Raw genomic sequence first — 23,904 nt, forward strand, 5'->3', positions numbered from 1 at the left:
TCAGGCGATGAGCCTGAACTTTCTCTTTTCGGTGAGCCACTGCTCGAACGCCTGCGCGGCCATCGGCCGCGCGAAGTAATAGCCCTGCGACTGGTCGACGTCGATCTGCTTGAGGAAATCCGCTTCGCCGCGCGTCTCGACGCCTTCGGCCACCACCGAGAAGTTCAGCGCATGCGCGAGCGACACCACCGAGCGCACCAGCGCCTGCGAGCGCAGGTTGCGGTCGATGCCGGTGATGAAGCTGCGGTCGAGCTTGATCGCATCGAGCGGCAGGCGCGACAGCTGCGACAGCGACGAATAGCCGGTGCCGAAATCGTCGAGGTGGATCTCCGCGCCGAGCAGGCGGAACTGCTTCATCAGCGCGAGCGCCGCGTCTTCGTCCTCGATGAAGCAGCTCTCGGTCAGCTCGATGTCGAGCAGCCCCTGCGCGAGGCCCGTCTCGTCGAGGATCGACGCGAACTGATGCACGATGTTCAGGTCCTGCAGCTGCCGCGCGGACACGTTGATCGCGATGCGCGTCTCGATCCCCTTGGCCTTCCAGTCGGCGGCCTGCGCGGCCGCGGTGCGCATCACCCAGCGCCCGAGCGGCGCGATCAGCCCCGATTCCTCGGCGAACTGGATGAACTCCATCGGCGCGACGAGCCCGCGGTCGGGCGACTGCCAGCGGATCAGCGCCTCGACGCAGCGCACGTCGCCCGACGCGAGATCGACGACCGGCTGGTAATGCAGCACGAACTGGTCCTCTTCCAGCGCCTTGCGCAGGTTCGTGTCGAGCCACATGTACTTCGCGACCTTCTGGTTCATCTCCAGCGAGAACACGCGATACGTGTGCTTGCCGGCCTCCTTCGCAACGTACATCGCGGTGTCGGCGCTGCGGATCAGGGTTTCGAGCGTGTCGCCGTGCTGCGGATACATCGCGATGCCGATCGAGCAGCTCGTGTACACCTCCATCAGCCCGAGATGGATCGGCGTGCGCAGCCGCTCGAGGATCACCTGCGCGGTGGCCTCCAGCAACGGGCGCGTGCCGTGCGAGAACAGCACGAGGAATTCGTCGCCGCCGAGCCGCGCGAGCGTTGCACCATCCGGCAGGCAGCCGTTGATGATCCCCGACACGTCCTTCAGCAGCCGGTCGCCGGTGATGTGCCCGTAGTGATCGTTGACGCGCTTGAAGTTGTCGAGATCGAGAAACAGGATGCCGACCTGGCGCAGCGAGTTGTCGATGTCGGTCGCCAGCAGCGCCTTGATCTGCTCGCTGATCGCGTGGCGGTTCGGCAGGCCGGTGAGCACGTCGGTGTTCGCGAGCTCGATGAGCCGCTGCTGGGCCTTGCGCTCCTCGGTGATGTCGATGCCCGAGCAGATCAGGAACTGCTCGTCCACGCCGCTGCCGCTCTGCACGAACTTGTTGCGGAACTCGAACAGGCGCGGGCCGTTGATGGTGTTGATGTAGCGCTCGACCGAGAACGGCTTGTTGCTCGAGAAGAAGCCCGTGATGTTGGTGCGCGATTGCGCGCCCTGGTCGGGGCTCATGAACAGCTCGAACGCGCTGCGGCCGATCACGTCGACTTCCCGCTTGCCGGTGACTTCCTCGCACAGGCGGTTGAAGCGCTGCACCATGCCGTTGCGGTCGAGGATCACGACGAGCGAATTGACTTCGGAGACGACCTGCTCCGCGAACGCGAGGCCGTGCGCGAGATCGCCGGCGACGGATTCGGTGTCCGAATACGCGCATGCGGTGCCGGCCCATTCGGTCGTGGTGAGCTTCTTGCCGACGAGGTGCAGGCTGACCGGGTCGCCGAACAGCTTGATGTCGAACACGAGGTGGGAAGTCACGCCGGTCAGCGCGCGAATGCGCGCGGCCTGCTCGGTGGTGAGCGCCACGCTGATGTTGGTCAGGCCGCGCTCCGCGGCCAGCTCGAGCGCATTGCTGTCGTTGCCCAGGCGCCAGCACGGGCTGCGCGTGCCGAAGTGCGCCTCGAGTACCGCGCTTTCGTTTTCGTCATCCATGGACGAGCCCCGACCAAAAAAACGCTTAGTGTAGACGAGGCGCCTGTGCTCGACCGCGTGCCCGGCCCCCGCCCCGTTTTTTGCTCCAGACAATTGCAATCCGGCGTTTGCCGATGACGCGCGGATTAATACCGAACGAATATTGGGTTCATCTTATCAAATGACGGACGAGATTTGCACGCATGATTTCCATGAGGAATCGTGCAATCTCACCGCAGTGCAATATGGGCTGTATTGCCGGTGAAAACCCTGAAAAAATGCGCGTCCGAACGTACGGAATCGCACCAATGGCGTGCGCTGTTCGCCCGTTGCGCACCGCGCCGAAGCGGCACGCGGCGCAGGGTCGGATCATTGCGGCGATGCGTCATGCCCGCGAAATGCATTTCATTTTCGACGAATCGAATTCGCGCGAATTTTATTCAGGAATGTTTCGCAAATCTCCCGATCGCTCTCGCGCGCGATGCGATCCGGTGCATTTTCGTCATACGTATTTACTCGCTGTGAAACCGGTGCATCGCCTGCACTGCAAAACGTGCCGGACCGCCAGCCGAATGAATCATCTGCTTCATTCAAACCTGCGATCCGGCACGTTTTCGTGACGCGTGACGCGTCACGCGCGATGCGCCCGCTCAGGCGCCCGGCGCGCCGTACCCGCCGCCACCCGGCGTCTCGACGACGAACACGTCGCCGGGCGCCATCTGCGCGCGGCCGATGTGGTCCAGCGCGACGACAGTGCCGTCCGCGCGCTCGATCGTGTTGCGGCCCAGCGCGCCCGCGGCGCCGCCCGCCGCGCCGAACGGCGCGTGGATCCGGTTGTTCGACAGGATCGACGCGGTCATCGGCTCGAGGAAGCGGATCCGGCGGATCGCGCCGTTGCCGCCCGGCCAGCGCCCGCCGCCGCCCGAGCCAGCGCGGATGCGGTGCGAGTCGAGCCGCACCGGGTAGCGCCATTCGAGCACTTCGGGGTCGGTCAGCCGCGAGTTCGTCATGTGCGTCTGCACCGCGTCGCTGCCCGCGAACCCGTTTCCGGCGCCGCTGCCGCCCGCGATCGTCTCGTAGTACTGATACCGTGCGTTGCCGAACGTGAAATTGTTCATCGTGCCCTGGCTCGACGCGACCCGCCCGAGCGCGCCGTACAGCGCGTTGGTGATCGCCGACGACGTCTCGACGTTGCCCGACACCACCGCCGCCGGATACGCGGGGTTCAGCATCGAGCGTTCCGGCACGATTACCGTCAGCGGCTTCAGGCAGCCCGCGTTCAGCGGGATGTCGTCGCCGACGAGCGTGCGGAACACGTACAGCACCGCCGCCATGCACACGGCCTTCGGCGCGTTGAAGTTGTTGTCGAGCTGCGCGGAGGTGCCCGAGAAATCGATCGTCGCGCGGCGCGCCGCGCGATCGACGCAGATCGCCACACGGATCTCCGCGCCGTTGTCGAGCGCATAGCGGTAGTCGCCGTCCTGCAGCGCGCCGATCACGCGCCGCACGGCCTCCTCCGCGTTGTCCTGCACGTGCCGCATGAACGCGAGCACCACGTCGCGGCCGAACTGCGCGACCATCCGGCGCAGCTCGTCGACGCCCTTCTGGTTCGCGGCGACCTGCGCACGCAGGTCGGCCATGTTCTGCTCGACGTTGCGCGCCGGATAGCGGCCCGACGCGAGCAGCGCGCGGGTTTCCGCGTCGCGCAGCGTGCCGGCCGACACGAGCTGCCAGTTGTCGATCAGCACGCCCTCCTCGTCGATATGCGTCGAATCGGGCGGCATCGAGCCCGGCGTCGTGCCGCCGATGTCCGCATGGTGGCCGCGCGAGCCGACGTAAAACAGCGGCTCGTCGGCGCCGTCGGCGAACACCGGCGTGATCACCGTCACGTCCGGCAGGTGCGTGCCGCCGTGGTACGGATCGTTGAGCATGTAGACGTCGCCGTCGCGCATCTGCCCGCGATTGCGTTCGATCACCGTGCGGATGCTCTCGCCCATCGAGCCGAGGTGCACGGGCATGTGCGGCGCGTTCGCGATCAGGTTGCCGTCGCCGTCGAAGATCGCGCACGAGAAATCGAGCCGCTCCTTGATGTTCACCGAGTACGCGGTGTTCTGCAGCCGCAGCCCCATCTGCTCGGCGATCGACATGAACAGGTTGTTGAAGATCTCGAGCCGCACCGGGTCCGCGTCGGTGCCGAGCGAGCGCCGCGTCGGCAGCGGCGTCGCGCGCGCCATCACGAGGTTGCCCTGCGCGGTCATCTGCGCGCGCCAGCCGGGCTCGACCACGGTCGTGCCGTTCTTTTCCGCGACGATCGCGGGGCCGTCGATCACGTCGCCGGCCAGCAGCGCGTCGCGCACGTAGAGCGCCGCATCGTGCCACGCGCCGCCGGAATAGAAGCGCACCGCGGCATCGGCGCGCGGCGCGGCGGTGCCGGTGTCGTCACGCTCGCGCGCCGCGAGCGGCGCGATCTCGACCGGCGCGTCCGACCGGCCGATCGCCTCGACGGACGCAAGCTCCACGACGAGCGGCGTGCCCGGCATCAGGAACGCATAGCGCTGCCGATACGCGGCCTCGAACGCCTGCTGCATCGCCGCGACGCTGCCGGCCGGCACCGCGAGCGCGGAATCGGTGCCCTGGTAGCGCAGGTGCACGCGGCGCTCGGTCGCGATCCGCGCGGCCGGCACGCCCTGTTCGAGCAACGCGCCGGCCGCTTCACCGGCGAGCGCGTCGAGCGTCGCGTCCAGCGCGGCGAGCGATGCATCGGACAGCACCGCCTCGACCGCGCGCTCGCGCATCGCGGTCTGGTCGGCGAGCCCCATCCCGTACGCGGACAGCACGCCGGCGAGCGGATGCGCGAACACCTGCGTCATGCCGAGCGCGTCGGCCACTCCGCACGCATGCTGGCCGCCCGCGCCGCCGAACGTCGTCAGCACGTAGCGCGACACGTCGTGCCCGCGCTGCACCGAGATCTTCTTGATCGCGTTCGCCATGCTGCCGATCGCGATCTCGAGGAAGCCTTCGGCAAGCGCCTCGGGCGTTTCGCGCCGCCCCGTCGCGGCGAACACCTCGTCCGCGAGCGCCTCGAACTTCGCGACCACGCCGTCGCGGTCGAGCGGCTCGTCCGCATGCGGGCCGAACACGCGCGGGAAATGGTCGGGCTGGATCTTGCCGAGCATCACGTTGCAGTCGGTCACCGTCAGCGGCCCGCCGCGCCGGTACGCGGCCGGCCCCGGGTTCGCGCCCGCCGATTCGGGGCCGACGCGCAGCCGCGCGCCGTCGAAGCCCAGCACCGAGCCGCCGCCCGCCGCGACCGTGTGGATGCTCATCATCGGCGCGCGCATCCGCACGCCGGCCACCTGCGTCTCGAACACGCGCTCGAACTCGCCGTTGTAGTGCGACACGTCGGTCGACGTGCCGCCCATGTCAAAGCCGATCACGTGGTCGAAGCCCGCCACGCGCGCGGCACGCACCATCCCGACGATGCCACCGGCCGGCCCCGACAGGATCGCGTCCTTGCCCTGGAACGTGTCGGCGCGTGTCAGGCCGCCGCTGCTCTGCATGAACTGCAGGTTCACGCCCGGCATCTCGCCCGCGACCTGCTCGACATAACGGCGCAGGATCGGCGACAGGTACGCATCGACGACGGTCGTGTCGCCGCGCGACACCATCTTCATCAACGGCGACACCTCGTGCGACACCGACACCTGCGTGAAGCCGATGCGGCGCGCGAGTTCGGCGAGCGCGCGCTCGTGCGCGGTGTGGCGGTAGCCGTGGATCAGCACGATCGCCAGCGCGCGGATGCCCGTGTCGAACACCCGGCGCAGCGCCGTTTCCGCCGATGCGGGATCGAGCGGCTCGACCACGTCGCCGTGCGCGCCCATGCGCTCGTCGATCTCGACGACCGTCTCGTACAGCGCGTCGGGCAGCACGATGTCGAGATCGAACAGGCGCGGCCGGTTCTGGTACGCGATGCGCAGCACGTCGCGAAAGCCGCGCGTGGTCGCGAGCGCGGTGCGCTCGCCCTTGCGCTCGAGCAGCGCGTTGGTGGCGACCGTCGTGCCCATCTTCACCATCTCGACGCGCTCGGGCGTGATCGGCTCGCCGGCCGCGAGGCCGAGCAGGTGGCGGATGCCGGCGACCGCCGCGTCGCGATACTGCTCGGGGTTCTCGGACAGCAGCTTGTGCGTGGTGAGCGAGCCGTCGGGCCGGCGCGCGACGATGTCGGTGAAGGTGCCGCCGCGGTCGATCCAGAATTGCCAGCGTTGCGCGTCGGACGGAATGGAAGGGCTGTGTCGGGTAGTCATGGCGATGGAATCACTGCGTCGATGAAACGGGAATCGGAAGACGCGCGCCGGCCGCGCGGCGCGCGTGCACACCGCGTCGCGACAGGCGTCGTCAGGAAGGAAAGGGGCGCTGCAGGGGCGCGGCACGCATGCCGCGCGCCTTTCGCCGGGAAGCCGGGCGCGTGACGGCGCCCGGCCGGCGCTCAGGCCGCGTCGAGTTCGCGGCCGCGGGTTTCGGGCAGCGTCAGCGCGGCGACGATCAGCACGCCGTACGCGGCCACCGCGAAGATCCCGATGCTCACGCCGAGGCCGTAGTGCTTCGACAGCGCGCCGATCAGGAACGGGAACAGTGCGCCCACCGCGCGGCCGACGTTGTAGCAGAAGCCCTGGCCCGAGCCGCGCACGCGGGTCGGGAACAGTTCGGTGAGGAACGCGCCCATCCCGGAGAAGATGCCCGACGCGAAGAAGCCGAGCGGGAAGCCGAGCCACAGCATCGACGCGTTGGTCAGGTTCAGCGACGTATACGAGAACGCGATCACCATCGAGCCGAGCGCAAACAGGATGAAGTTCGGCTTGCGGCCGAGCCGGTCGGTCAGGTACGCGCTCGCCAGGTAGCCGACCCACGAGCCGACGATGATCGTCGCGAGATAGCCGCCCGTGCCCATCACCGTCAGGTGCCGCTCGGTCTTCAGGAAGGTCGGCAGCCACGTCGTGATCGCGTAGTAGCCGCCCTGCGCGCCGGTCGTCAGCAGCGCCGCGCGCAGCGTGGTCGACAGCAGCGCCGGCGCGAAGATCTCGGTGAGGCGTGGTGTGTCGCTGACGTGCGCCTGCGCGGCCTTCGCTTTCTCGTAGACGTCCGGCTCCTTCACATAGCGGCGGATCACGACGACGAGCAGCGCGGGCAGCAGGCCGATCAGGAACAACCCGCGCCATGCATACTCGGCGGACAGCACCGAGAACAGCAGCGCGTAGAGCAGCGCCGACAGCCCCCAGCCGATCGCCCAGCCGGACTGCACGAGGCCGACCGCCTTGCCGCGGTCGCGCGCGCGGATCACCTCGCCGATCAGCACCGCGCCGGCCGTCCATTCGCCGCCGAAGCCGAAGCCCATCAGCGCGCGCGCCGCGAGCAGCTGGTGATAGTTCTGCGCGAGCCCGCACAGCCCGGTGAACACCGCGAACCACAGCACCGTGAGCTGCAGCGTGCGCACGCGGCCGATCCGGTCGGACAGGATGCCGGCGATCCAGCCGCCGAGCGCGGACGCGAGCAGCGTCAGCGTGCCGATGAAGCCGGCGTCCGCGAGCGAGATGCCCCAGGTCGCGACGAGGGTCGGGATCACGAACGACAGCATCTGCGTGTCCATCCCGTCGAGCATGTAGCCGACCTTGCAGCTCCAGAACGCGCGGCGCTCGCGCGGCCCCGTCTCCGAATACCACGAAAAGAGGCCGCCGCGCCCGGCGGGCGCGGGGTCGGTGGCGGGCGGTGCCGTCAGGGTCTTGCTGTCCATGGTGTCGCTCCAGTTCGAAGTGCGCGCTAACAATCGTCGTCATGGGCCGCCGGCTGCCGCGACGCGGGTGCGCGTCGCCCTCCGGCCGGGCGGATGGAATGCGGTCGCGGCGCGGCGCGCGCCGTGACGGGTTTGGGCGGGCGGCCGCCCCTTGCGTCAGAACACGGCCAGCGACGCGTTCGTGATGTCGGTCATCAGCATGTGGCCCGGCGTATGCGCGATCGCGAGCGGCAGCTTCGCGGCCATCAGCGCGGTTTGCGGCGTGACGCCGCACGCCCAGAACACCGGCAGCTCGCCGTCGCGGATCGTCACCGCGTCGCCGAAATCGGGCGCGCCGAGATCGGCGATGCCGAGTTCCCGCGGATGGCCGATATGGATCGGCGCGCCGTGCACGCCCGGAAAACGGCTCGTGATCTGCACCGCGCGGATCGCGTCGGCGCCGCGCATCGGCCGCATCGACACGACGAGCTCGCCGCCGAAGATGCCCGCGCGGCGGTTCGGGATCGACGTGCGATACATCGGCACGTTGCGGCCCTCTTCGACGTGGCGCAGCCCGATGCCCTCGCGCGCCAGCATGTCCTCGAACGAGAACGAACAGCCGATCGCGAACACGACGAAATCGTCCTGCCACAGCGCTTCGAGCGAGTCGACGCATTCGGTCAGGCGGCCGTCGCGGTAGACGTTGTAGCTCGGCACGTCGGTGCGGATGTCGACGTCGCGGCCGAGCGCGTCCACGCGAAAGTCGCCCGGCTCGCCGACGCCCAGCAGCGGGCAGGCCTTCGGATTCGCCTGACAGAAGCGCAGGAAGTCGTGCGCGTATGCATCGGGCAGGATCGCGAGGTTCGCTTGCGCGTACGGCCCGCAGTGGCCGGCGGTCGGGCCGCGAAACGCGCCGCGGCGCACGGACTGGCGGAATTCGGAAGGCATCATGGTGTTCGGGTGCACGTCGGGAGTTGGGCGGGATGACGCGGGTGTGTCATCGGATACGGCGAAGAATAGAAAAGAAAAAAATTGACCGCCAACGAGTTTTTTTGCGCGGCGTGTATAGAATTTCTTAACGAATCCCCGGGTTTTCCCCGGTCCCGTTCACTTTTGGTGCAGGGCAAGCTGCACGCCCACCGCCTTTCCGACCGCCATGAACACGCGTTTCCTCGATACCTTCGTCACGCTCGCGAAGCTGCGCAACTTCCGCACCACGGCGGCCGCGCTGCATGCGACGCCGGCCGCGATCTCGCAGCGCCTGAAGGCGCTCGAGGACGAATTGCAGACCGTGCTCGTCGATCGCGACAGCCGCGAATTCCGGCTGACGCCGAACGGGGAATACCTGCTCGGCTATGCGAAGGCGGTGGTCGAGGCGACGCAGCAGCTGCAGGCCGCCGCGTCCGGCGAGAGCGCGCTGCGCGGCAAGCTGCGGCTCGGCGTGATCGAGACGGTCGTGCACAGCTGGCTGCCGCACTACATGCGGCGGCTCGCGGCCGACTATCCGCAGCTCGAGATCGACCTGACGGTGGATGTCAGCGTGGTGCTGCAGCGCCGGCTGATGGCGGGCGAGCTCGACCTGATCATCCGGGTGGAGGGCAGCGACGAGGCGTCGGTCGTGTGCGACGCGCTCGCGAACTATCCGGTGCGCTGGATCGCGCGCGCGGGGCTGCTGCCGCACACGCGCACCGGCCTCGCGCGGCAGGTGCTGCGCCAGCCGATCCTGACGTTCGGGCGCGGCACCGCGCCGCATCGCGCGCTGGAAGACATCGTCCGCACGCTCGCGCATGCGCACGGCGTGCCGCTGTCGGACACGCGCATCACGGGCTCGCCGTCGATCTCGGTGATCGTGCAGCTCGTGCGCGACGGTTTCGGGGTGGCCGCGATTCCGCGGCTGTTCGTCGATGCGCTGATCGAAAGCGGCGAGGTGGTCGAGCTGCCGCTGCAGCCGTCGCCGCCGTCGATCGTCGTGTCGATGTCGCGGCGCGCCGATGCGCCGCGCTTCGTGCACGGCGCGTCGATCGCGGCGCGCGCCGCGTGCCACGAGTATTGCGAGAAGAGCAACAGGAAGCTGGTGGAGGCGCTGTGACGGGGGCGATCAGCCCGGCTGGCCGGCGGCGGCGGCGTGCCGCACGCAGCCGCCGTCGCCGTACTCCCTGAGCACCTTCGCGATCACGACCCGGTAGCCGTCGAGCCAGCGGGCCTGCTTCGCCTTCGCTTCCCGGTGCGCCGGATGCGCGATCAATTGCTGCAGCGCCTCCTCCGATTCCCAGTAGTAGATGTTCTGGATGAGCCCTTCGCCGGCGTTCTCCCAGGTTTCCTCGCCCAGATAGCCGGGAATCGCGCGCGCCATGTCGGCAATCTGCTGGTCGAGGCGATGGAATTCGTCGTCGTATTGCCCGGCCTTGAAGATGAACGTGGAGGAATACATGGCGCTGCCTCGGCGGACGATTGAAAGAGCCGGGAGTGTAAGACATGCGGAGCCGGCCGGGTCGCTGGGTCGCTGGGTCGCTGGGTCGCCGGGTCGCCGGGTCGCCGGGTCGCCGGGTCGCCGGGTCGCCGGGTCGCCGGGTCGCCGGGTCGCCGGGTCGCCGGGTCGCCGGGTCGCCGGGTCGCCGGGTCGCCGGGTCGCCGGGTCATCATGCGCCGCGCCGCGCGTCACGCAGGCATCGATCGCGCTTCCCGTGCGAGCCGGGTCAGGATATCAGCGAGCGCGCGAATCTTCGGTTGCGCCGCGCGCGCGGACGGATACACGAGGAAATAGCCCAGGCCGTTTTGCGCGATGTCTCGAAACGGCATCACGAGTGCGCCGGCCTCGAGGCGGTCCCGCGCCATCCGGGGGTCGCCGATTGCCACGCCGTGCCCCTGCGCGGCGGCCGTGAGCGTCAATTCGAGGGTATCGAACTGCAGCCCGCGGTTCGCGTCGATCGACGCTGCCCCGACGTGATCGAGCCAGCATCGCCACTCCTCCCGACCGTGAGCGGGATGGAGCAGCGTGACGCGCCGGAGGTCAGCCACCGATTGCAGCGACGCCGCCAGCTCGCGGGTGCACATCGGCGCAAGGTTTTCCTCGAACAGCGGTATCGCGTCCATTCCCGCCCAGTTTCCGGGCCCGCGCACGACCATCGCGTCGACGTCGGATGCGGTGAAATCCGGCGTATCGTCCGCCGACGTGTGGATGCGAAGCTCGGTCCGGGGCAGCGCCTCGCTGATCACGGGCAGATGGGGAAGCAGCCAGCGAATCGCGAACGTCGACGGCAGCCGCAGCGTGAGCACCGACGGCGATCGGTCGTGCGCGTCCTCGTGGCGAACGAGCCGGGTGAGCAGGTCCACGGCGACCGCCAGCAGCGCGCGCCCTTCCGGCGTAAGCGTCAGCCCCGACGCGTGGCGCACGAAAAGCGCGCATCGATAGTGGGCTTCGAGATGCTGCACCTGACGGCTGACTGCGCCCTGCGTACGGCAGAGATGATCGGCGGCCCGGCTGAAACTGCCGAGTTCCGCCGCGGCGACGAAGGCCTGGAATGCGGGCAGCGGAGGCAAGGCCCGCGTCAGATCGGACAGCGGGTATGCGTGCCCCGCATACGGGGGTTGCGAATAATTCGGTTGTTCGGTCATCGGCGCATCGCTATCGTGGCTCGATCCGATCCGCGCCCCCTGGCGCGGGTCGCCACACGAACCTTCTGTCCGGAGCCAGATCATGGTCCTGTCGTCCGATGCACTATACACGCGCCAGATCCGCGCTTACCTTCGCGAACTGGAGCGCGGCGACGTCGCCGCGATCTGCGCATTGTTTGCGCCCGACGCCCGGATCCATTCCCCGTTTCTCGGATGGATGCACCCTGAGGCGTTCTTTGCAAAGGTCGATGCGGCATCGGGCCAAAGCCGGATCACCCCGATCGATATTTGCGCGAGCACGACGGGTGCGCGTCGCGCCACCGCGTACTTCGTCTACGACTGGGGGCTGAAAGACGGCACCGCGGTGACGTTCGAGTGTGTCGACGTCTTCGAGTTCGACGAGCATGGCCGGATCGTGAAGATGATCATCCTCTACGACACGCATCCGCTGCGCAGCACGGTCGGCGACAAATACGCGTAGCGGCAGCGCGGCCGCCACGGCCCGGCGGGATCGTCGAACGGCGACACGCGCGGTGCCCGGTGCCCGATGCCCGATACCCGGTGCCCGGTGCCCGGTGCCCGATGCCCGATGCCCGGTGCCCGGTGCCCGGTGCCCGGTGCTCGATGCCCGATGCCCGATGCCCGATGCCCGATGCCCGATGCCCGATGCCCGATGCCCGACGCCCGGTGCCCGGTGCCCGATGCTGCCGGGTTGCCGGGTTGCCTGCCGACGTCACGCAACGTCGAGCCACGCCTCCACACGCGACGCATCCGCAGGCGCGACATCCGCCTGCGACGGCAGCTCGGCCAGCGCCTGCCGCGCATGCGCATACGCCTGCGCGAAGCCGCGCAGCTCGCGCGTCGCGGGCCGGTCGTCGGGATGGCGGCGGGCGAGCGCCGCTTCGATGCGCGCGTCGATCAGCGCGAGCTGACGCTCGATGAAGTCCGCGCACAGCGCGCGGCAACGTTCGGAGAGACGCGCGACGGCCAGCAGCACCGGCACGATCGACATCGTCAGATAACCGCCCGGCGCGAGCCGCGACAACGCGTCGTTCAACGCCTGCGCGCCGTCGCTCAGCGACGCGAACACTGCATCGCGCCACACCGCGCGCTCGAACACGAGCGCGTCGCGGCATGCAGCGAGCGCGGCGGCATCGTCGATTCGACCGGCGGCGATCAACGGGATCACGCGCACGCCTTCCGCCGCGTCTTCCGCATCGGCCGCCTCGCGAATGCAGTTCGCGCCGAACCATGCCGCCTGCGCGCGCCGGCCCGCCAGCACCTGCGGCTGCAGGCGATCCGGCAGCAGCGGATCGAGCGGCACCGCGCCGCAGATCGCGGGCTTGTCCGCGTGGATCGTGCAGCGCCCGTCGTCCGCGAGCGCCGAGCAGCGGCCGAGCGACGGATAGTCGTAGCCTTGCAGCGTCAGCGCGAGCCATCCGTGGCGGCTGCCGCTTGCGCGATGGAACAGTGCATCGGCAAGCGCGTCGCAGGCGGCGACATCGTCCGCATCGAGCACATGCTCGGTGCCACCAGTACGCACGCGTTCGCCGACGCGCCGCGCCGGCACGCGCTGGATCGCCAGCGCGCCGACGAAGCGGTCGCGATGCCGGAACAGCTCGCGCAGCGACAGCGTCGGCGCGCTGTTGCAGCAGCGGCCGCACGCGTGGCACGCGAGAAGGTACGTGTCTACCACGGCCGCCGCACCGAATCCTGATAGCGCGTCAGGACGAACTTCGCGACGTCGTCCGAGTGATACGCGGCCACCAGCCGGCCGACCCACGGCTTCGCGCGATCGGCGTCGCGCACCGTCAGCACGTTCGCATACGGCGAGCGCGCGTCCTCGATGCCGATGCTGTCGCGCGCGGGCTGCAGCCCCGCACGCGCGGCATCGTCGCTGTCGATCACGACGAACGCCGTCGTGTCCAGCGCGGCGGCGAGGCGCTCGCGGCGCAGCGCGACGAGCTTCAGGCCGAGCCGGTTGCCGGTCACGTCGCGCAGCGTCGCATGCAGGCCCGCGCGTTCGCGCAAGGTCAGCAGCGTGTCGTTCTGCAGCAGCACGAGCGCGCGCGCCATCCCGGCCCGGTCCGCCGGAATCGCGACCGTCGCGCCGGGCCGCAGGTCGTTCAGGCTGCGCAGCTTGCGCGAATAGAGCGCCATCGGCAGCGTCACCGTCGTCGCGACCGGCGCGAGCGCGTAGCCCGTTGCGGCGCGCGTCGCGGCAAGGCGCTGCGCATCCTCGAAACTCGCCGCGTCGATGCGGCCTTCGGCGAGCGCGCGGTCGATGCGCGCGGCGTCGTCGAACACGACGACGTCGACCGGCAGCCCGCGCGCGGCGGCGACGCGCTTCACTTCGTCGAGGATCTCGGCATGCACGCCGCGCGTCACGCCGACGCGCACGGGCGCTTCCGCGGGTGCGGCTGCCGGGGCTGCCGGGGCTGCCGGGGCTGCCGGAGCCGCTGGGGCCGCCGGGGCCGCGGTCGCCGCATGTGCCGCAGCGCACGTCATCAGCAGCAGCGCGGCGATCGAACAAAACGCACGCTTCGTCGCACGTCCATCACGACCACACCGAAGCCGACCGGCGACGCCGCACGCAGCCGCCGAACGCACGGCAACATCCCTCACCCCGCGCATCAAGACGCATCCCTCCGGACCGTGCGAAACCCGATGTGCGACGCCGCGAGATCGGCCTCCTGCTGCTCGCGCGACGACGCCCGATAGCGCACGCAGTAGTCCCGCGAGCACAGGAACGAGCCGCCCTTGATCACCATCGGCGTGTCGTGCCGGCGCGTCGGCGGCGCGACGGCCGCAGTGTCGCCGTTCGTATGCGGCTGATGCGGGCCCGTATACGCGTCCTTGGTCCACTCCCACGCGTTGCCGATCATGTCGTAGAGCCGGAAGCCGTTCGCCGCGTAGCAGCCGACCGGCGCGAGCCCCGCGTGGCCGTCCTCCGCGGTGTCGAGCACCGGAAACGCGCCCTGCCAGTAATTCGCGGCGGGCTTGCCCTGCGCATCGCGCGGCGCGGCGTCGAGCGATGCGTCGTCGCGCCCGGCCTTGCCCGCGTATTCCCATTCGGCCTCGGTCGGCAGGTCGCGGCCGAGCCAGCGCGCATACGCAAGCGCGTCGCGCTGCGTGACCAGCGTGACGGGCAGGTTGCCGCGCCCGTCGACGGTGCTGCCGGGGCCGCGCGGCTGCCGCCACGACGCACCCTTCACCCAGCTCCACCACGCGAGGTCGCGCGCGTTCAGCTCATCGCGCGTCGGCACGTGGAACACCGCCGCGCCGCCCTGCCGCTCCGCGTCGGTCACGTAGCCGGTGGCCTGCACGAACGCGGCGAACTGCGCGATCGTCACGTCGGTCTGGTCGATCCAGAAGCCGCCGACGCGCGTGCGGCCGTCGCCCGCCGGGCGCTCGGCCGGATAGCCGCGCGTGCTGCCGAACACGAACGCGCCGCCGCGCAGGTGCACCATCCCCGCGTTCGGATCGTCGCGCCATCGCGCCGGCAGCCCCGAATAGCGTTCGCACTGCCGTTCGGAGCCGAGCGGCGCGAGCGGGCGGCCGCGATTCGCGCCGTCGAAGCCGTCCGCGCGCGCCGGTGCGGAATTCGCATAGCCGAGCGCGAACGCGGCGGCGAACAGGGCGGCGGCGCCTGCCGCGCCGATGAGCCAGGGCCGCATCGCCGCCGCCTCAGTAATAGCCGCGCGGACGCAGCGGCTCGACGCCGCCGACGTTGCTCATGTAGGCCTTCCACTGCTCGACGAGGCTCTGGATCAGCGACGGGTTCTGCGCCGCCACGTCGGTCGTCTCGCCGCGATCCGACGCGAGGTCGAACAGCTGCCAGTGGCCGTCGAGCGGGCCGACCGGCGGCTCGGTCCACAGCGCCTTCCAGCGGCCGTCGGCGCTGCGCAGGTACGCGCGGCCGTATGCCTCGTCACCGAACGGCGCGGTGTGCACTTCGCCGCTGCCCGTGCCGCTCAGCACCGGCAGCAGCGACTTGCCCGTCACCGGATACACGTAGCGGTTGTTGTAGACCACCTTGCCGCGGTTCTGGTCGACGCCCGTCAGCGTGTTGACGAGCGGCGGCGCCGGCTGCGACGGCGGCGTGACGCCCGCGACGTCGAGGAACGTCGCCGTGTTGTCGGTCACGTGCGTGAACGCGCGCAGCGTCGGCAGCGCCCGCTGCTGGCCCGGCAGGCGCACGATGGTCGGCACCGACACGCCGCCTTCCGCCGAGAAGCCCTTGGTCAGCCGGAACGGCGTCGCGCTCACTTCGCCCCAGCGCAGCCCGTATTGCAGCCGCTGCGCGTTCTGCTTGCCGTTGTCGGTGCCGAGCGCCGAATACACGGGGTCCTGCGCGTTCGCGGTGTCGGTCGCCGTCGGGTCCGCGCCGGAATCGATCGGCCAGCCTTCAGCACCGTTGTCCGACTGGAACATGATGAACGTGTTGTCGTATTCGCCGATGTCCTTCAGGTGCTGGATCAGCAGGCCGATGTTGTAGTCGAGGTTCTCCACCATGCCCGCGTAGATCTCCATGTAGCGCGCCTGCGCCTTGCGTTCGGCCGGCGACAAGCTCGACCACAGCTTGTCCACCTTGCCGGGGCCGTAGTCGGCGTAGCCGTCCGCCGGCGCGTGCACCGCGCTGATGTACTTCGCGCCGGCCGTGCCGTTGTTCGGCGTGGCCGGCGACGCCGCGAGCGTCTCGGGCAGCCCGTCGAACGGCCTGAAATCCGCCGGGATCAGCCCGAGCGCCTTCTGCCGCGCGATCCGCGCGTTGCGGATCGCGTCGTAGCCCGCGTCGTACACGCCCGCGTACTTGTGCAGCCACGGCTCGGGCACCTGCAGCGGCCAGTGCGGCGACGTATAGGCCGCGTATGCGAAGAACGGCTTGCCGTCGCGCCGGTTCGAATCGATGTACGCGATCAGCTTCTGCGTATAGAAGTCGGTCGAATAGAACACGGCCGGGCTGCCGCCCGCGCCGCCCGGCTGCCCGGGCTGGCCCGGCTGCACGTAGCTGCCGTCCTCGGTGTAGTTCTTCGAGCCGGCCGGCTCGTGCGCGAAGTGATTGGTGGCCGCGCCGCCGAGCAGCACGTAGCTGCGCTCGAAGCCCCATTGATCGGGCGTCTGCCCGCCGCCGGTCGCGCTGCCGACGATGCCGGAGCCGATATGCCACTTGCCGGCGATATAGGTGTGATAGCCGGCGTCCTTCAGCAGTTGCGCGACCGACAGCGCGCGGTCGTTCAGGTAGCCTTCGTAGCCGGGCAGCCCGCGCCGCTCGTCGGTCGGCGTGCCCATCGTGCCTTCGCCGACGAGGTGATGATCGGTGCCGGAGATCAGCATCGCGCGCGTGATCGCGCACACCGTGCCCGCGTGATGGTTCGACAGGATGCGGCCCGACTGCACGAGCGCGTCGAGGTTCGGCGTGTTGATCTCGCCGCCGAACGCGTGGATGTCGGAATAGCCGAGATCGTCGGCCATGATGTACAGGATGTTCGGGCGCTTCGCCGGCGTGCTCGCGTCGGCCTGCGGCGGCGCGGCGCTGTCGACGCCGCCGCACGACGCGAGCGACAGCGCGCCGGCGAGCGCGGCGCAGATCAGGCTGGATCGGAATGCATGCGGAGGCGAAGCGGGCTGGGTCATTGCTGTATCGCTCGTTCATCGGGAGCGGCGATGTTAGCCGCGCGCCCGCGGCGGCCAAAGTCCGATTCGTCACATGCTAAGGAGGGCGGAGAATTTGACGCGGCGCGGGCGTCACCTTCCCGCTTGGCGGCACACGCCGCTGCCCGTACACGCGCTCGCCGAAACGTGCCTGCTGCCGGCGAAAACGCAGCGCTTCATCGAATTCCCGCAGGAACGGCTCGGGCAGCGGGCGGCTGACGTTGCGCCGCCCGCTGCATGAGCGCCCCCGTGTGCGCGGCGATCAGAACTTGTGCCGGATCCCCGCGTGCACCATCAGCTGCCTCGACGTCGACGACAGATCCGGCGCGCCCGGGATGAGCGCCTGGTCGAGCGACGAGCCCGTCGCATCGCCCGCGACCTTCTGGTATGCGCCCGTCAGGTAGACGTCGGTGCGCTTCGACAGCGCGTAGTCGGCCATCAGCCCGATCGAATGGATCGTCGGCTTCACGCTGCCGGTGGTCGCCTCGTAGCGCGCGAGCGTGTACACGTACTGCGCGCCGACGAAGAAAGCCGGCGTGAACTGGTATTTGCCGTTCACTTCGAAGTTCTGGTACTTGAGCGCGGTCACGGTGCCGCCCGCGAGCGGCCCTGCAATCGGCTGGATCGTCTCGTCGCCGAACAGGTAGCCGACGTTCGCGCTCGGGCGGCTGACGGTGCTGTTCGTGTAGGCGAACCCGACGGTCGCGGGCCCCGCCGTGTAGTTGATGCCCGCGCCGAAGATCCGCAGCCGCGCGGACACGAAGTTCGCATCGGCCCCGACCGATCCCGCGCCCGCGATCGCGCCGCCTGACGTCGCCCCCGGGTTGTTCGCGTTCAGGAACGCGGCGCCGACGAGCAGCCCGCCGTGCTCGTATTGCGCGCCGATGCTCCACTGGCGGTTGTTGGCGAAATTCGTATCGTTGCTGAAGCCGTATGTGCCGCCGAACGAGAAACCCGCGAAGTCGGGGCTCGCGTACTTCACCGTGTTGTTCACGCGGAACGTGTTGCCGGTGTTGTCGTTGTCGAGCGGGTGCGAGAACGGGTAGACGCCCCAGCTGCCGTTCGCGGTCGTCGGCGCGAGATAGTCGACGACCGAGTCGTATTGCCGGCCGAGCGTGAGCGTGCCGAAGCGCTCGCCCGCGAGGCCGACGTACGCCTGCCTGCCGAACGCGCGGCCGCCCTGCGCGAGCGTGCCGCTGTTCACGTTGAAGCCGTTCTCGATCTGGAACAGCGCGCTGTAGCCGCCGCCCAGATCCTCCGTGCCTTTCAGGCCCCACCGGCTGCCCTGCGCGAAGCCGCTCGCCATCTGCCATGCGCTGCGGCCGCCGACGTTGCTCGTATAGTCGATGCCCGCATCGACGAGGCCGTACAGCGTGACGCTGCCTTGCGCGAATGCGAGCGCCGGTGCGGCGCACAGCGCCGGGACGATGACGCAGGCCGATCTCCAGTTCATATGTGATCCTTATAAATTATGTGATGCGCAGGCCGCGTTGCGCGGCCCGTTCTCCTCATGCCGGGCGTCGCCCGCCCTGCCTACTTCGCGCCGTAGATGTCGAAGTCGAAATACTTCCGGTTGATGCGCGCATACGTGCCGTTCGCGAGAATCGCCGCGAGCGCGCGATTGAATGCTTCGCGCAGATCGGCATCCTGCTTGCGCAAGCCGAGCCCGTCGCCCTGGCCGAAGTACTTCGGATCGTCGATCGCGTCGCCCGCGAACGTGAAGTCCTTGCCCTGCGGTTTCTTCAGGAACCCGTCGCTCGCCGCGATCGACGCCTGGAACGCCGCGTCCAGCCGGCCCGACACGAGATCCGCGTACACCTGGTCCTGGTTCGGGTACGACACGATCTGCACGCCGGCCCGCTGCCAGTTCGCGATCGCGTAGTCGGCCTGCGCCGAGCCCTGCTCGACGCCGACACGCTTGCCCTTCAGCGATTCGGCGCTCGGCAGCAGCGGCGCGCCCTTGCGCACGACGAGGCGGGCAGGCGCGTTCGAGATCCGGTTCGTGAACGCGATCTGCTGCATCCGCTTCGGCGTGATCGTCATCGACGATGCAATCACGTCGAACTTGCGCGCGAGCAGGCCCGGAATCATCCCGTCGAAGCTCGACTCCACCCACACGCAGCGGGCGCGCAGCTCCGCGCACAGCGCATTCGTGATGTCGATGCCGAAGCCCGCCAGCGTGCCGTCGGGCAGCTTGTATTCGAGCGGCGGGTAGGTCGGGTCGACCGCCAGGCGGATCTCCTTGCCCGCCCAATCGCCGGCGTGCGCCGAGCCTGCCGCCAGCGCCACCGCGAGCGCCGCCATCCACTGTTTCATTGCTTGTCTCCTTGTGTTCAACCGAAATCGTCGCGGCATTCGGCGCCGCTTCCGTCCGCTGCGCGTGCCGCGCGTCAGCGGAGAAACCGCTCCGCGAGCGCGACCCAGTAGCTCGCGCCGGTTGCGAGAATCGCGTCGTTGAAGTCGTAGCCGGGGTTGTGCAGCGCGCAGCCGGCCGCACCGTCGCCGTCGCCATCGCCGTCACCGTTGCCGATCGACAGGTAGCTGCCCGGGCATGCGTTCAGCATGAACGCGAAGTCCTCGCTTGCCGCGATCGGCTGCAGATGGTCGATCACGGCGTCGCTGCCGCCCCAGTCGTGCGCGACCTGCCGCGCGAACGCCGTTTCCGCCGCGTGATTGACGAGCACCGGATAGTCGTGGCGATAGTCGATCTCGGCCGTCGCGCCGTAGCTCGCGGCCTGCCCCTGCACCGTCTCGCGGATGCGCCGTTCGAGCAGCGCGCGCACGTCCGGCGACAAAGCGCGCACGCTGAGTTCGAGGTCCGCATGCGGCGGAATCACGTTCGACGCGGTGCCCGCGTGGATCGCCCCGGCCGTGATGATCGCGAGATCCTGCGGGTTCACGTTGCGCGACACGATCGTCTGCAGCGCCATCACGATCGACGCGCAGACGACCACCGGATCGACCGTCGCGTGCGGCGCCGCGCCATGCCCGCCGCGGCCCGTCACGCGCACGCGCACCTCGTCCGCCGACGCCATGAACGCGCCGTCGCAGAAGCCGATCTTGCCGGCCGGCAGCCCCGGCACGTTGTGCATCGCGAACACCGCGTCGCAGGGAAAGCGCGTGAACAGCCCGTCGTCGATCATCCGCTTCGCGCCGCCGAGCCCTTCCTCGGCCGGCTGGAAGATCAGGTTCAGCGTGCCGCTGAAGCGCGCCCGTTCCGCGATGCAGCGCGCGGCGGCCAGCAGCATCGCGGTATGGCCGTCGTGGCCGCACGCATGCATCACGTCGTCGATGCGGCTCGCATACGGCAGCCCGGTCGTCTCGCGAATCGGCAGCGCGTCCATGTCGGCGCGCAGGCCGAGCCGGCGGCCGACGCCGCGCGCCAGCGTGCCGACCACGCCCGTGCCGCCGAGGCCGCGCGTCACCCGATAACCCCACGTTGTCAGGCATTCGGCCACCAGCTCGCTCGTCGCGTGCTCGTCGAAACCGAGCTCCGGATGCGCGTGCAGCCGGTGGCGCAGCGCGATCATCTCCGCCTCGATGGCCGCCATTTCGGGCCAGATTCGTTCCTGGTTCAACGCCGACACTCCTCGGTTACGCGTTTCGCTCGATCGCCGGGGCGGCGAATCGTGACGAGATCGTATGCGGCGAATATCCGCTGGAACAGCCCCGGTTTCGTTATGATGACAACTTTATGTTGTCGGGTATTGCCCCATGAAACTGCATCAGTTGCAGGCGCTCGTCGCGAGCGCGGAGGCCGGAAGCATTCGCGGCGCGGCGCGCGCGCTGGGCCTGTCGCAGGCGGCCGTCACGCGGGCGCTGCGCGAACTGGAGGCGAGCGAGCGCCTGCCGCTGCTCGTCCGCGCACCGGAAGGGATCGGCTTCACCGACTACGGCCGGGCGCTGCTCACGCACGCGAAGCTCGTGCTCAAGCAGCTGGAGCGGGCGCAGAGCGATCTCGCGACGATGCGCGGCCGCGTCGAGGGGCGGCTGAGCGTCGGCGTCACGCCGTGGCTCACGCAGACGTTCCTCGCCGAGACGGTGCTGCTGTTTCGCCAGCGCATGCCCGACGTGCGCCTCGAACTGTATGAGGGATTGATGGCCGTCGCGCAGCCGCTGCTGCGCGACGGCAGCATGGATTTCGCGCTCGGCCAGGTGCAGCCGGGCGTCGCCGCGCAGGAATTCGCGTGCGAACCGGTGCTGACCTACGAGACCTCGGTGATGGTGCGCGCCGGCCATCCGCGCGAACATGCGCGCTCGATCCACGAGCTGCTCGACCAGGACTGGGTGCTGAACTTCGCGCCCGACGGGCAGGCCGCGCTCGTCGACTATCTGTTTACGCGCCACGGCGCGCAGATCGACGAGCGGCGCATCGTCCGCGCGCAATCGGTCGCGATGCTGCAGACGATGCTCGAGCAGGCCGACATGTGCACGTGGTGCCCGACGATCCTGAGCGTCGTGCCGCCGTTCGGCGAGCGGATGCGCGCGCTGCCGCTGAAGGAAAGCTTCGAGCCGCGCAAGCTCGGCATCGTCACGCGCCGCAGCAGCACGCTCAGCGACGCGGCGCGCTGCTTCATCGACTGCCTGACGCAGGTGATCCGGCGCCACGCGCGCTCGGCGCGCAAGGAAGACCTCGCGCTGTTCCGCACGCTCACGCTGCTGATCTGACGCACGGCGCGTGCGCGCCGCCCAATTGCACGCCGTGGCAAATGCATTTCGCAATCCGTTATTGGATCGCGCGGGCACGCATTCCTATACTCGTCAGCACTCTCCGATGAAGAGTGCCAATCACCCTAGACAGCACGAACCAGGACGAACCGATGAGCCTACGCCCCTTGCACGACCGAGTCATCGTGAAGCGACTCGACCAGGAAACCACCACCGCTTCCGGCATCGTGATTCCCGACAGCGCTGCGGAGAAGCCCGACCAGGGCGAAGTGATCGCGGTCGGCCCCGGCCGCAAGGATGCGGACGGCCAGCGCATCGTGCCCGACCTGAAGGTGGGCGAGCGCGTGCTGTTCGGCAAGTACGCGGGCCAGACGGTCAAGGTGGATGGCGATGAACTCCTCGTGCTGCGCGAGGAAGACATCGTCGCCGTCGTCAATCAATAAAGGAGCGGAACCATGGCAGCGAAGGAAATCATCTTCAGCGACGTCGCACGCGCAAAACTGACCGAAGGCGTGAACATTCTCGCGAACGCGGTGAAGGTCACGCTCGGGCCCAAGGGCCGCAACGTGGTGCTCGAGCGCAGCTTCGGCGCGCCGGTCGTCACGAAGGACGGCGTGTCCGTCGCGAAGGAAATCGAACTCGCCGACAAGCTGCAGAACATCGGCGCGCAGCTCGTGAAGGAAGTCGCGTCGCGCACCAGCGATGCGGCCGGCGACGGCACCACCACCGCCACCGTGCTCGCGCAGGCGATCGTGCGCGAAGGCCAGAAATACGTCGCGGCCGGGCTGAACCCGCTCGACCTGAAGCGCGGCATCGACAAGGCCGTCGCGGCGGCGGTCGAAGAACTGAAGAAGATCAGCAAGCCGACCACGACGAGCAAGGAAATCGCGCAGGTCGCGACGATCTCGGCGAACGGCGAGGAATCGATCGGCCAGCGCATCGCGGAAGCGATCGACCGCGTCGGCAAGGAAGGGGTGATCACCGTCGAGGACGGCAAGTCGCTCGCCGACGAGCTCGACGTCGTCGAAGGGCTGCAGTTCGATCGCGGCTACCTGTCGCCGTACTTCATCAACAACCAGGACAAGCAGATCGCGGAGATCGAGAACCCGTACATCCTGCTGCACGACAAGAAGGTGTCGAACATCCGCGAGCTGCTGCCGGTGCTCGAGCAGGTCGCCAAATCCGGCCGGCCGCTGCTGATCATCGCGGAAGACGTCGAGGGCGAGGCGCTGGCCACGCTGGTCGTCAACAACATCCGCGGGATCCTGAAGACCGTCGCGGTCAAGGCGCCGGGCTTCGGCGACCGCCGCAAGGCGCTGCTGGAAGACATCGCGATCCTCACCGGCGGCCAGGTGATCGCCGAGGAAACGGGCCTCACGCTCGAGAAGGCGACGCTCGCGGAGCTTGGCCAGGCGAAGCGCATCGAGGTCGGCAAGGAGAACACGACGGTGATCGACGGCGCGGGCAACGCGGCGAACATCGAGGCGCGCGTGAAGCAGATCCGCGTGCAGATCGACGAGGCGACGTCGGACTACGATCGCGAAAAGCTGCAGGAGCGCGTGGCGAAGCTCGCGGGCGGCGTGGCGGTGATCAAGGTCGGCGGCGCGACGGAGATCGAGGTCAAGGAGAAGAAGGATCGCGTCGACGATGCGCTGCATGCAACCCGCGCCGCCGTTGAAGAAGGCATCGTGCCGGGCGGCGGCGTCGCGCTGATCCGCGTGAAGCAGGCGATCCGCGAGCTGACCGGCGCGAACGCCGACCAGCACGCCGGTATCAAGATCGTGCTGCGCGCGCTCGAGGAACCGCTGCGCCAGATCGTCACGAACGCGGGCGAGGAAGCAAGCGTCGTGGTCGCGAAGGTCGCGGAAGGCTCGGGGAATTTCGGGTACAACGCGCAGACGGGCGAGTATGGCGACCTCGTCGAATCGGGCGTGCTCGATCCGACCAAGGTGACGCGCACCGCGCTGCAGAACGCGGCGTCGGTGGCGGGGCTGCTGCTGACGACGGATGCGACCGTGCATGAAGCGCCGAAGGATGCCGCGCCGGTGGGCGGTGTGCCGGAGGCGGGCGCTGGCGGGCCGGGGTTCGGGTTCTGACGGGCGCGACGCGATAACGCGCTAATGCAACGCGTGACGACTTGCGTCGTCACGCGTTTTTTGTTGGTTCTTCGCGGAATTCCGTGGATGCCGCTTGCCGATCCGCTTCGGCCAACCGCA

At 69.1% G+C, this 23,904-nt stretch carries 19 protein-coding genes and 1 pseudogene; 7 read left to right on the plus strand and 13 right to left on the minus strand.

Going from position 1 to position 23,904, the window contains the following annotated elements:
- A complete protein-coding gene (pdeR, locus tag HWY45_RS03550; RefSeq protein WP_059564121.1) occupies window positions 1-2,004 on the minus strand; it encodes a cyclic di-GMP phosphodiesterase in 2,004 nt (667 codons plus the stop codon).
- 182 nt (window positions 2,005-2,186) lie between these two features.
- Here pdeR and HWY45_RS03555 point away from each other — a divergent pair, with 182 nt between their 5' ends.
- Window positions 2,187-2,603, plus strand: a complete 417-nt coding sequence (locus HWY45_RS03555) for a hypothetical protein (RefSeq protein WP_124490928.1) — start codon at window positions 2,187-2,189, stop codon at window positions 2,601-2,603.
- A gap of 30 nt (window positions 2,604-2,633) precedes the next feature.
- Here HWY45_RS03555 and HWY45_RS03560 read toward each other — a convergent pair whose 3' ends face one another.
- The 3 genes from HWY45_RS03560 to HWY45_RS03570 all read right to left on the minus strand — a co-directional run bounded on the left by HWY45_RS03560 (window position 2,634) and on the right by HWY45_RS03570 (window position 8,701).
- Complete coding sequence (locus HWY45_RS03560) at window positions 2,634-6,287, minus strand: hydantoinase B/oxoprolinase family protein (RefSeq protein ID WP_059886354.1); 3,654 nt, start codon at window positions 6,285-6,287, stop codon at window positions 2,634-2,636.
- Between the two features lie 182 nt (window positions 6,288-6,469).
- Window positions 6,470-7,771, minus strand: coding sequence for an MFS transporter (locus HWY45_RS03565; RefSeq protein ID WP_059886352.1), 1,302 nt, complete (start codon window positions 7,769-7,771; stop codon window positions 6,470-6,472).
- A gap of 156 nt (window positions 7,772-7,927) precedes the next feature.
- The gene (locus HWY45_RS03570) at window positions 7,928-8,701 is read right to left on the minus strand and encodes a putative hydro-lyase (protein ID WP_059886350.1); all 774 of its coding nucleotides are present in this window, start codon (window positions 8,699-8,701) and stop codon (window positions 7,928-7,930) included.
- 205 nt (window positions 8,702-8,906) lie between these two features.
- Here HWY45_RS03570 and HWY45_RS03575 point away from each other — a divergent pair, with 205 nt between their 5' ends.
- A complete protein-coding gene (locus tag HWY45_RS03575; protein ID WP_059564125.1) occupies window positions 8,907-9,839 on the plus strand; it encodes a LysR family transcriptional regulator in 933 nt (310 codons plus the stop codon).
- Between the two features lie 9 nt (window positions 9,840-9,848).
- On the opposite strand, the gene HWY45_RS03580 is transcribed toward HWY45_RS03575, so the two are convergent.
- Together HWY45_RS03580 and HWY45_RS03585 are read right to left on the minus strand one after the other, a co-directional pair.
- Window positions 9,849-10,181, minus strand: coding sequence for an antibiotic biosynthesis monooxygenase family protein (locus HWY45_RS03580; protein ID WP_059886348.1), 333 nt, complete (start codon window positions 10,179-10,181; stop codon window positions 9,849-9,851).
- A 227-nt stretch (window positions 10,182-10,408) separates the two neighbouring features.
- The gene (locus HWY45_RS03585) at window positions 10,409-11,365 is read right to left on the minus strand and encodes a LysR substrate-binding domain-containing protein (RefSeq protein WP_059886346.1); all 957 of its coding nucleotides are present in this window, start codon (window positions 11,363-11,365) and stop codon (window positions 10,409-10,411) included.
- An 82-nt stretch (window positions 11,366-11,447) separates the two neighbouring features.
- Between HWY45_RS03585 and HWY45_RS03590 the strand changes: the two genes are divergently transcribed.
- A complete protein-coding gene (locus tag HWY45_RS03590; protein WP_059564128.1) occupies window positions 11,448-11,846 on the plus strand; it encodes a nuclear transport factor 2 family protein in 399 nt (132 codons plus the stop codon).
- 252 nt (window positions 11,847-12,098) lie between these two features.
- Here the strand turns inward: HWY45_RS03590 and HWY45_RS03595 are convergent, their stop codons facing one another.
- The 4 genes from HWY45_RS03595 to HWY45_RS03610 all read right to left on the minus strand — a co-directional run bounded on the left by HWY45_RS03595 (window position 12,099) and on the right by HWY45_RS03610 (window position 17,002).
- Window positions 12,099-13,061 carry a YkgJ family cysteine cluster protein gene (locus tag HWY45_RS03595; protein ID WP_059886344.1) on the minus strand — a complete coding sequence of 321 codons (963 nt, stop codon included), beginning with the start codon at window positions 13,059-13,061 and terminating at the stop codon, window positions 12,099-12,101.
- Window positions 13,055-13,873 carry a MetQ/NlpA family lipoprotein gene (locus tag HWY45_RS03600; RefSeq protein WP_059886342.1) on the minus strand — a complete coding sequence of 273 codons (819 nt, stop codon included), beginning with the start codon at window positions 13,871-13,873 and terminating at the stop codon, window positions 13,055-13,057. The genes HWY45_RS03595 and HWY45_RS03600 overlap by 7 nt, the downstream gene beginning before the upstream one ends.
- Window positions 13,874-13,998: 125 nt before the next feature.
- Window positions 13,999-15,042: a formylglycine-generating enzyme family protein gene (locus HWY45_RS03605; RefSeq protein ID WP_059886340.1), complete on the minus strand. Its 1,044-nt coding sequence runs from the start codon at window positions 15,040-15,042 to the stop codon at window positions 13,999-14,001.
- Between the two features lie 10 nt (window positions 15,043-15,052).
- Window positions 15,053-17,002, minus strand: coding sequence for an arylsulfatase (locus HWY45_RS03610; protein WP_059886338.1), 1,950 nt, complete (start codon window positions 17,000-17,002; stop codon window positions 15,053-15,055).
- 109 nt (window positions 17,003-17,111) lie between these two features.
- Between HWY45_RS03610 and HWY45_RS36710 the strand changes: the two are divergent.
- Window positions 17,112-17,261 (plus strand): annotated as a pseudogene (locus HWY45_RS36710) (LysR family transcriptional regulator); the annotation flags it as partial.
- Between the two features lie 21 nt (window positions 17,262-17,282).
- On the opposite strand, the gene HWY45_RS03615 reads toward HWY45_RS36710, so the two are convergent.
- From HWY45_RS03615 to HWY45_RS03625, 3 genes are all read right to left on the minus strand, one after another.
- Entirely contained in the window at window positions 17,283-18,473 is a 1,191-nt protein-coding gene (locus tag HWY45_RS03615) for a porin (RefSeq protein ID WP_059886336.1), read from the minus strand.
- 80 nt (window positions 18,474-18,553) lie between these two features.
- Window positions 18,554-19,336 carry an ABC transporter substrate-binding protein gene (locus tag HWY45_RS03620; protein WP_059886334.1) on the minus strand — a complete coding sequence of 261 codons (783 nt, stop codon included), beginning with the start codon at window positions 19,334-19,336 and terminating at the stop codon, window positions 18,554-18,556.
- Between the two features lie 74 nt (window positions 19,337-19,410).
- The gene (locus HWY45_RS03625) at window positions 19,411-20,598 is read right to left on the minus strand and encodes a M20 aminoacylase family protein (protein WP_059886446.1); all 1,188 of its coding nucleotides are present in this window, start codon (window positions 20,596-20,598) and stop codon (window positions 19,411-19,413) included.
- Between the two features lie 136 nt (window positions 20,599-20,734).
- Here HWY45_RS03625 and HWY45_RS03630 point away from each other — a divergent pair, with 136 nt between their 5' ends.
- From HWY45_RS03630 to groL, 3 genes are all read left to right on the plus strand, one after another.
- A complete protein-coding gene (locus HWY45_RS03630; RefSeq protein ID WP_059886333.1) occupies window positions 20,735-21,688 on the plus strand; it encodes a LysR substrate-binding domain-containing protein in 954 nt (317 codons plus the stop codon).
- Window positions 21,689-21,840: 152 nt separating this feature from the next.
- Complete coding sequence (locus HWY45_RS03635; protein ID WP_059564135.1) at window positions 21,841-22,131, plus strand: co-chaperone GroES; 291 nt, start codon at window positions 21,841-21,843, stop codon at window positions 22,129-22,131.
- Window positions 22,132-22,143: 12 nt separating this feature from the next.
- Window positions 22,144-23,784, plus strand: coding sequence for a chaperonin GroEL (gene groL / locus HWY45_RS03640; protein WP_059886331.1), 1,641 nt, complete (start codon window positions 22,144-22,146; stop codon window positions 23,782-23,784).
- Window positions 23,785-23,904 lie beyond the last annotated feature (120 nt).

The organism is Burkholderia stagnalis (assembly GCF_902830275.1).
GTDB classification, from domain to species: domain Bacteria; phylum Pseudomonadota; class Gammaproteobacteria; order Burkholderiales; family Burkholderiaceae; genus Burkholderia; species Burkholderia stagnalis.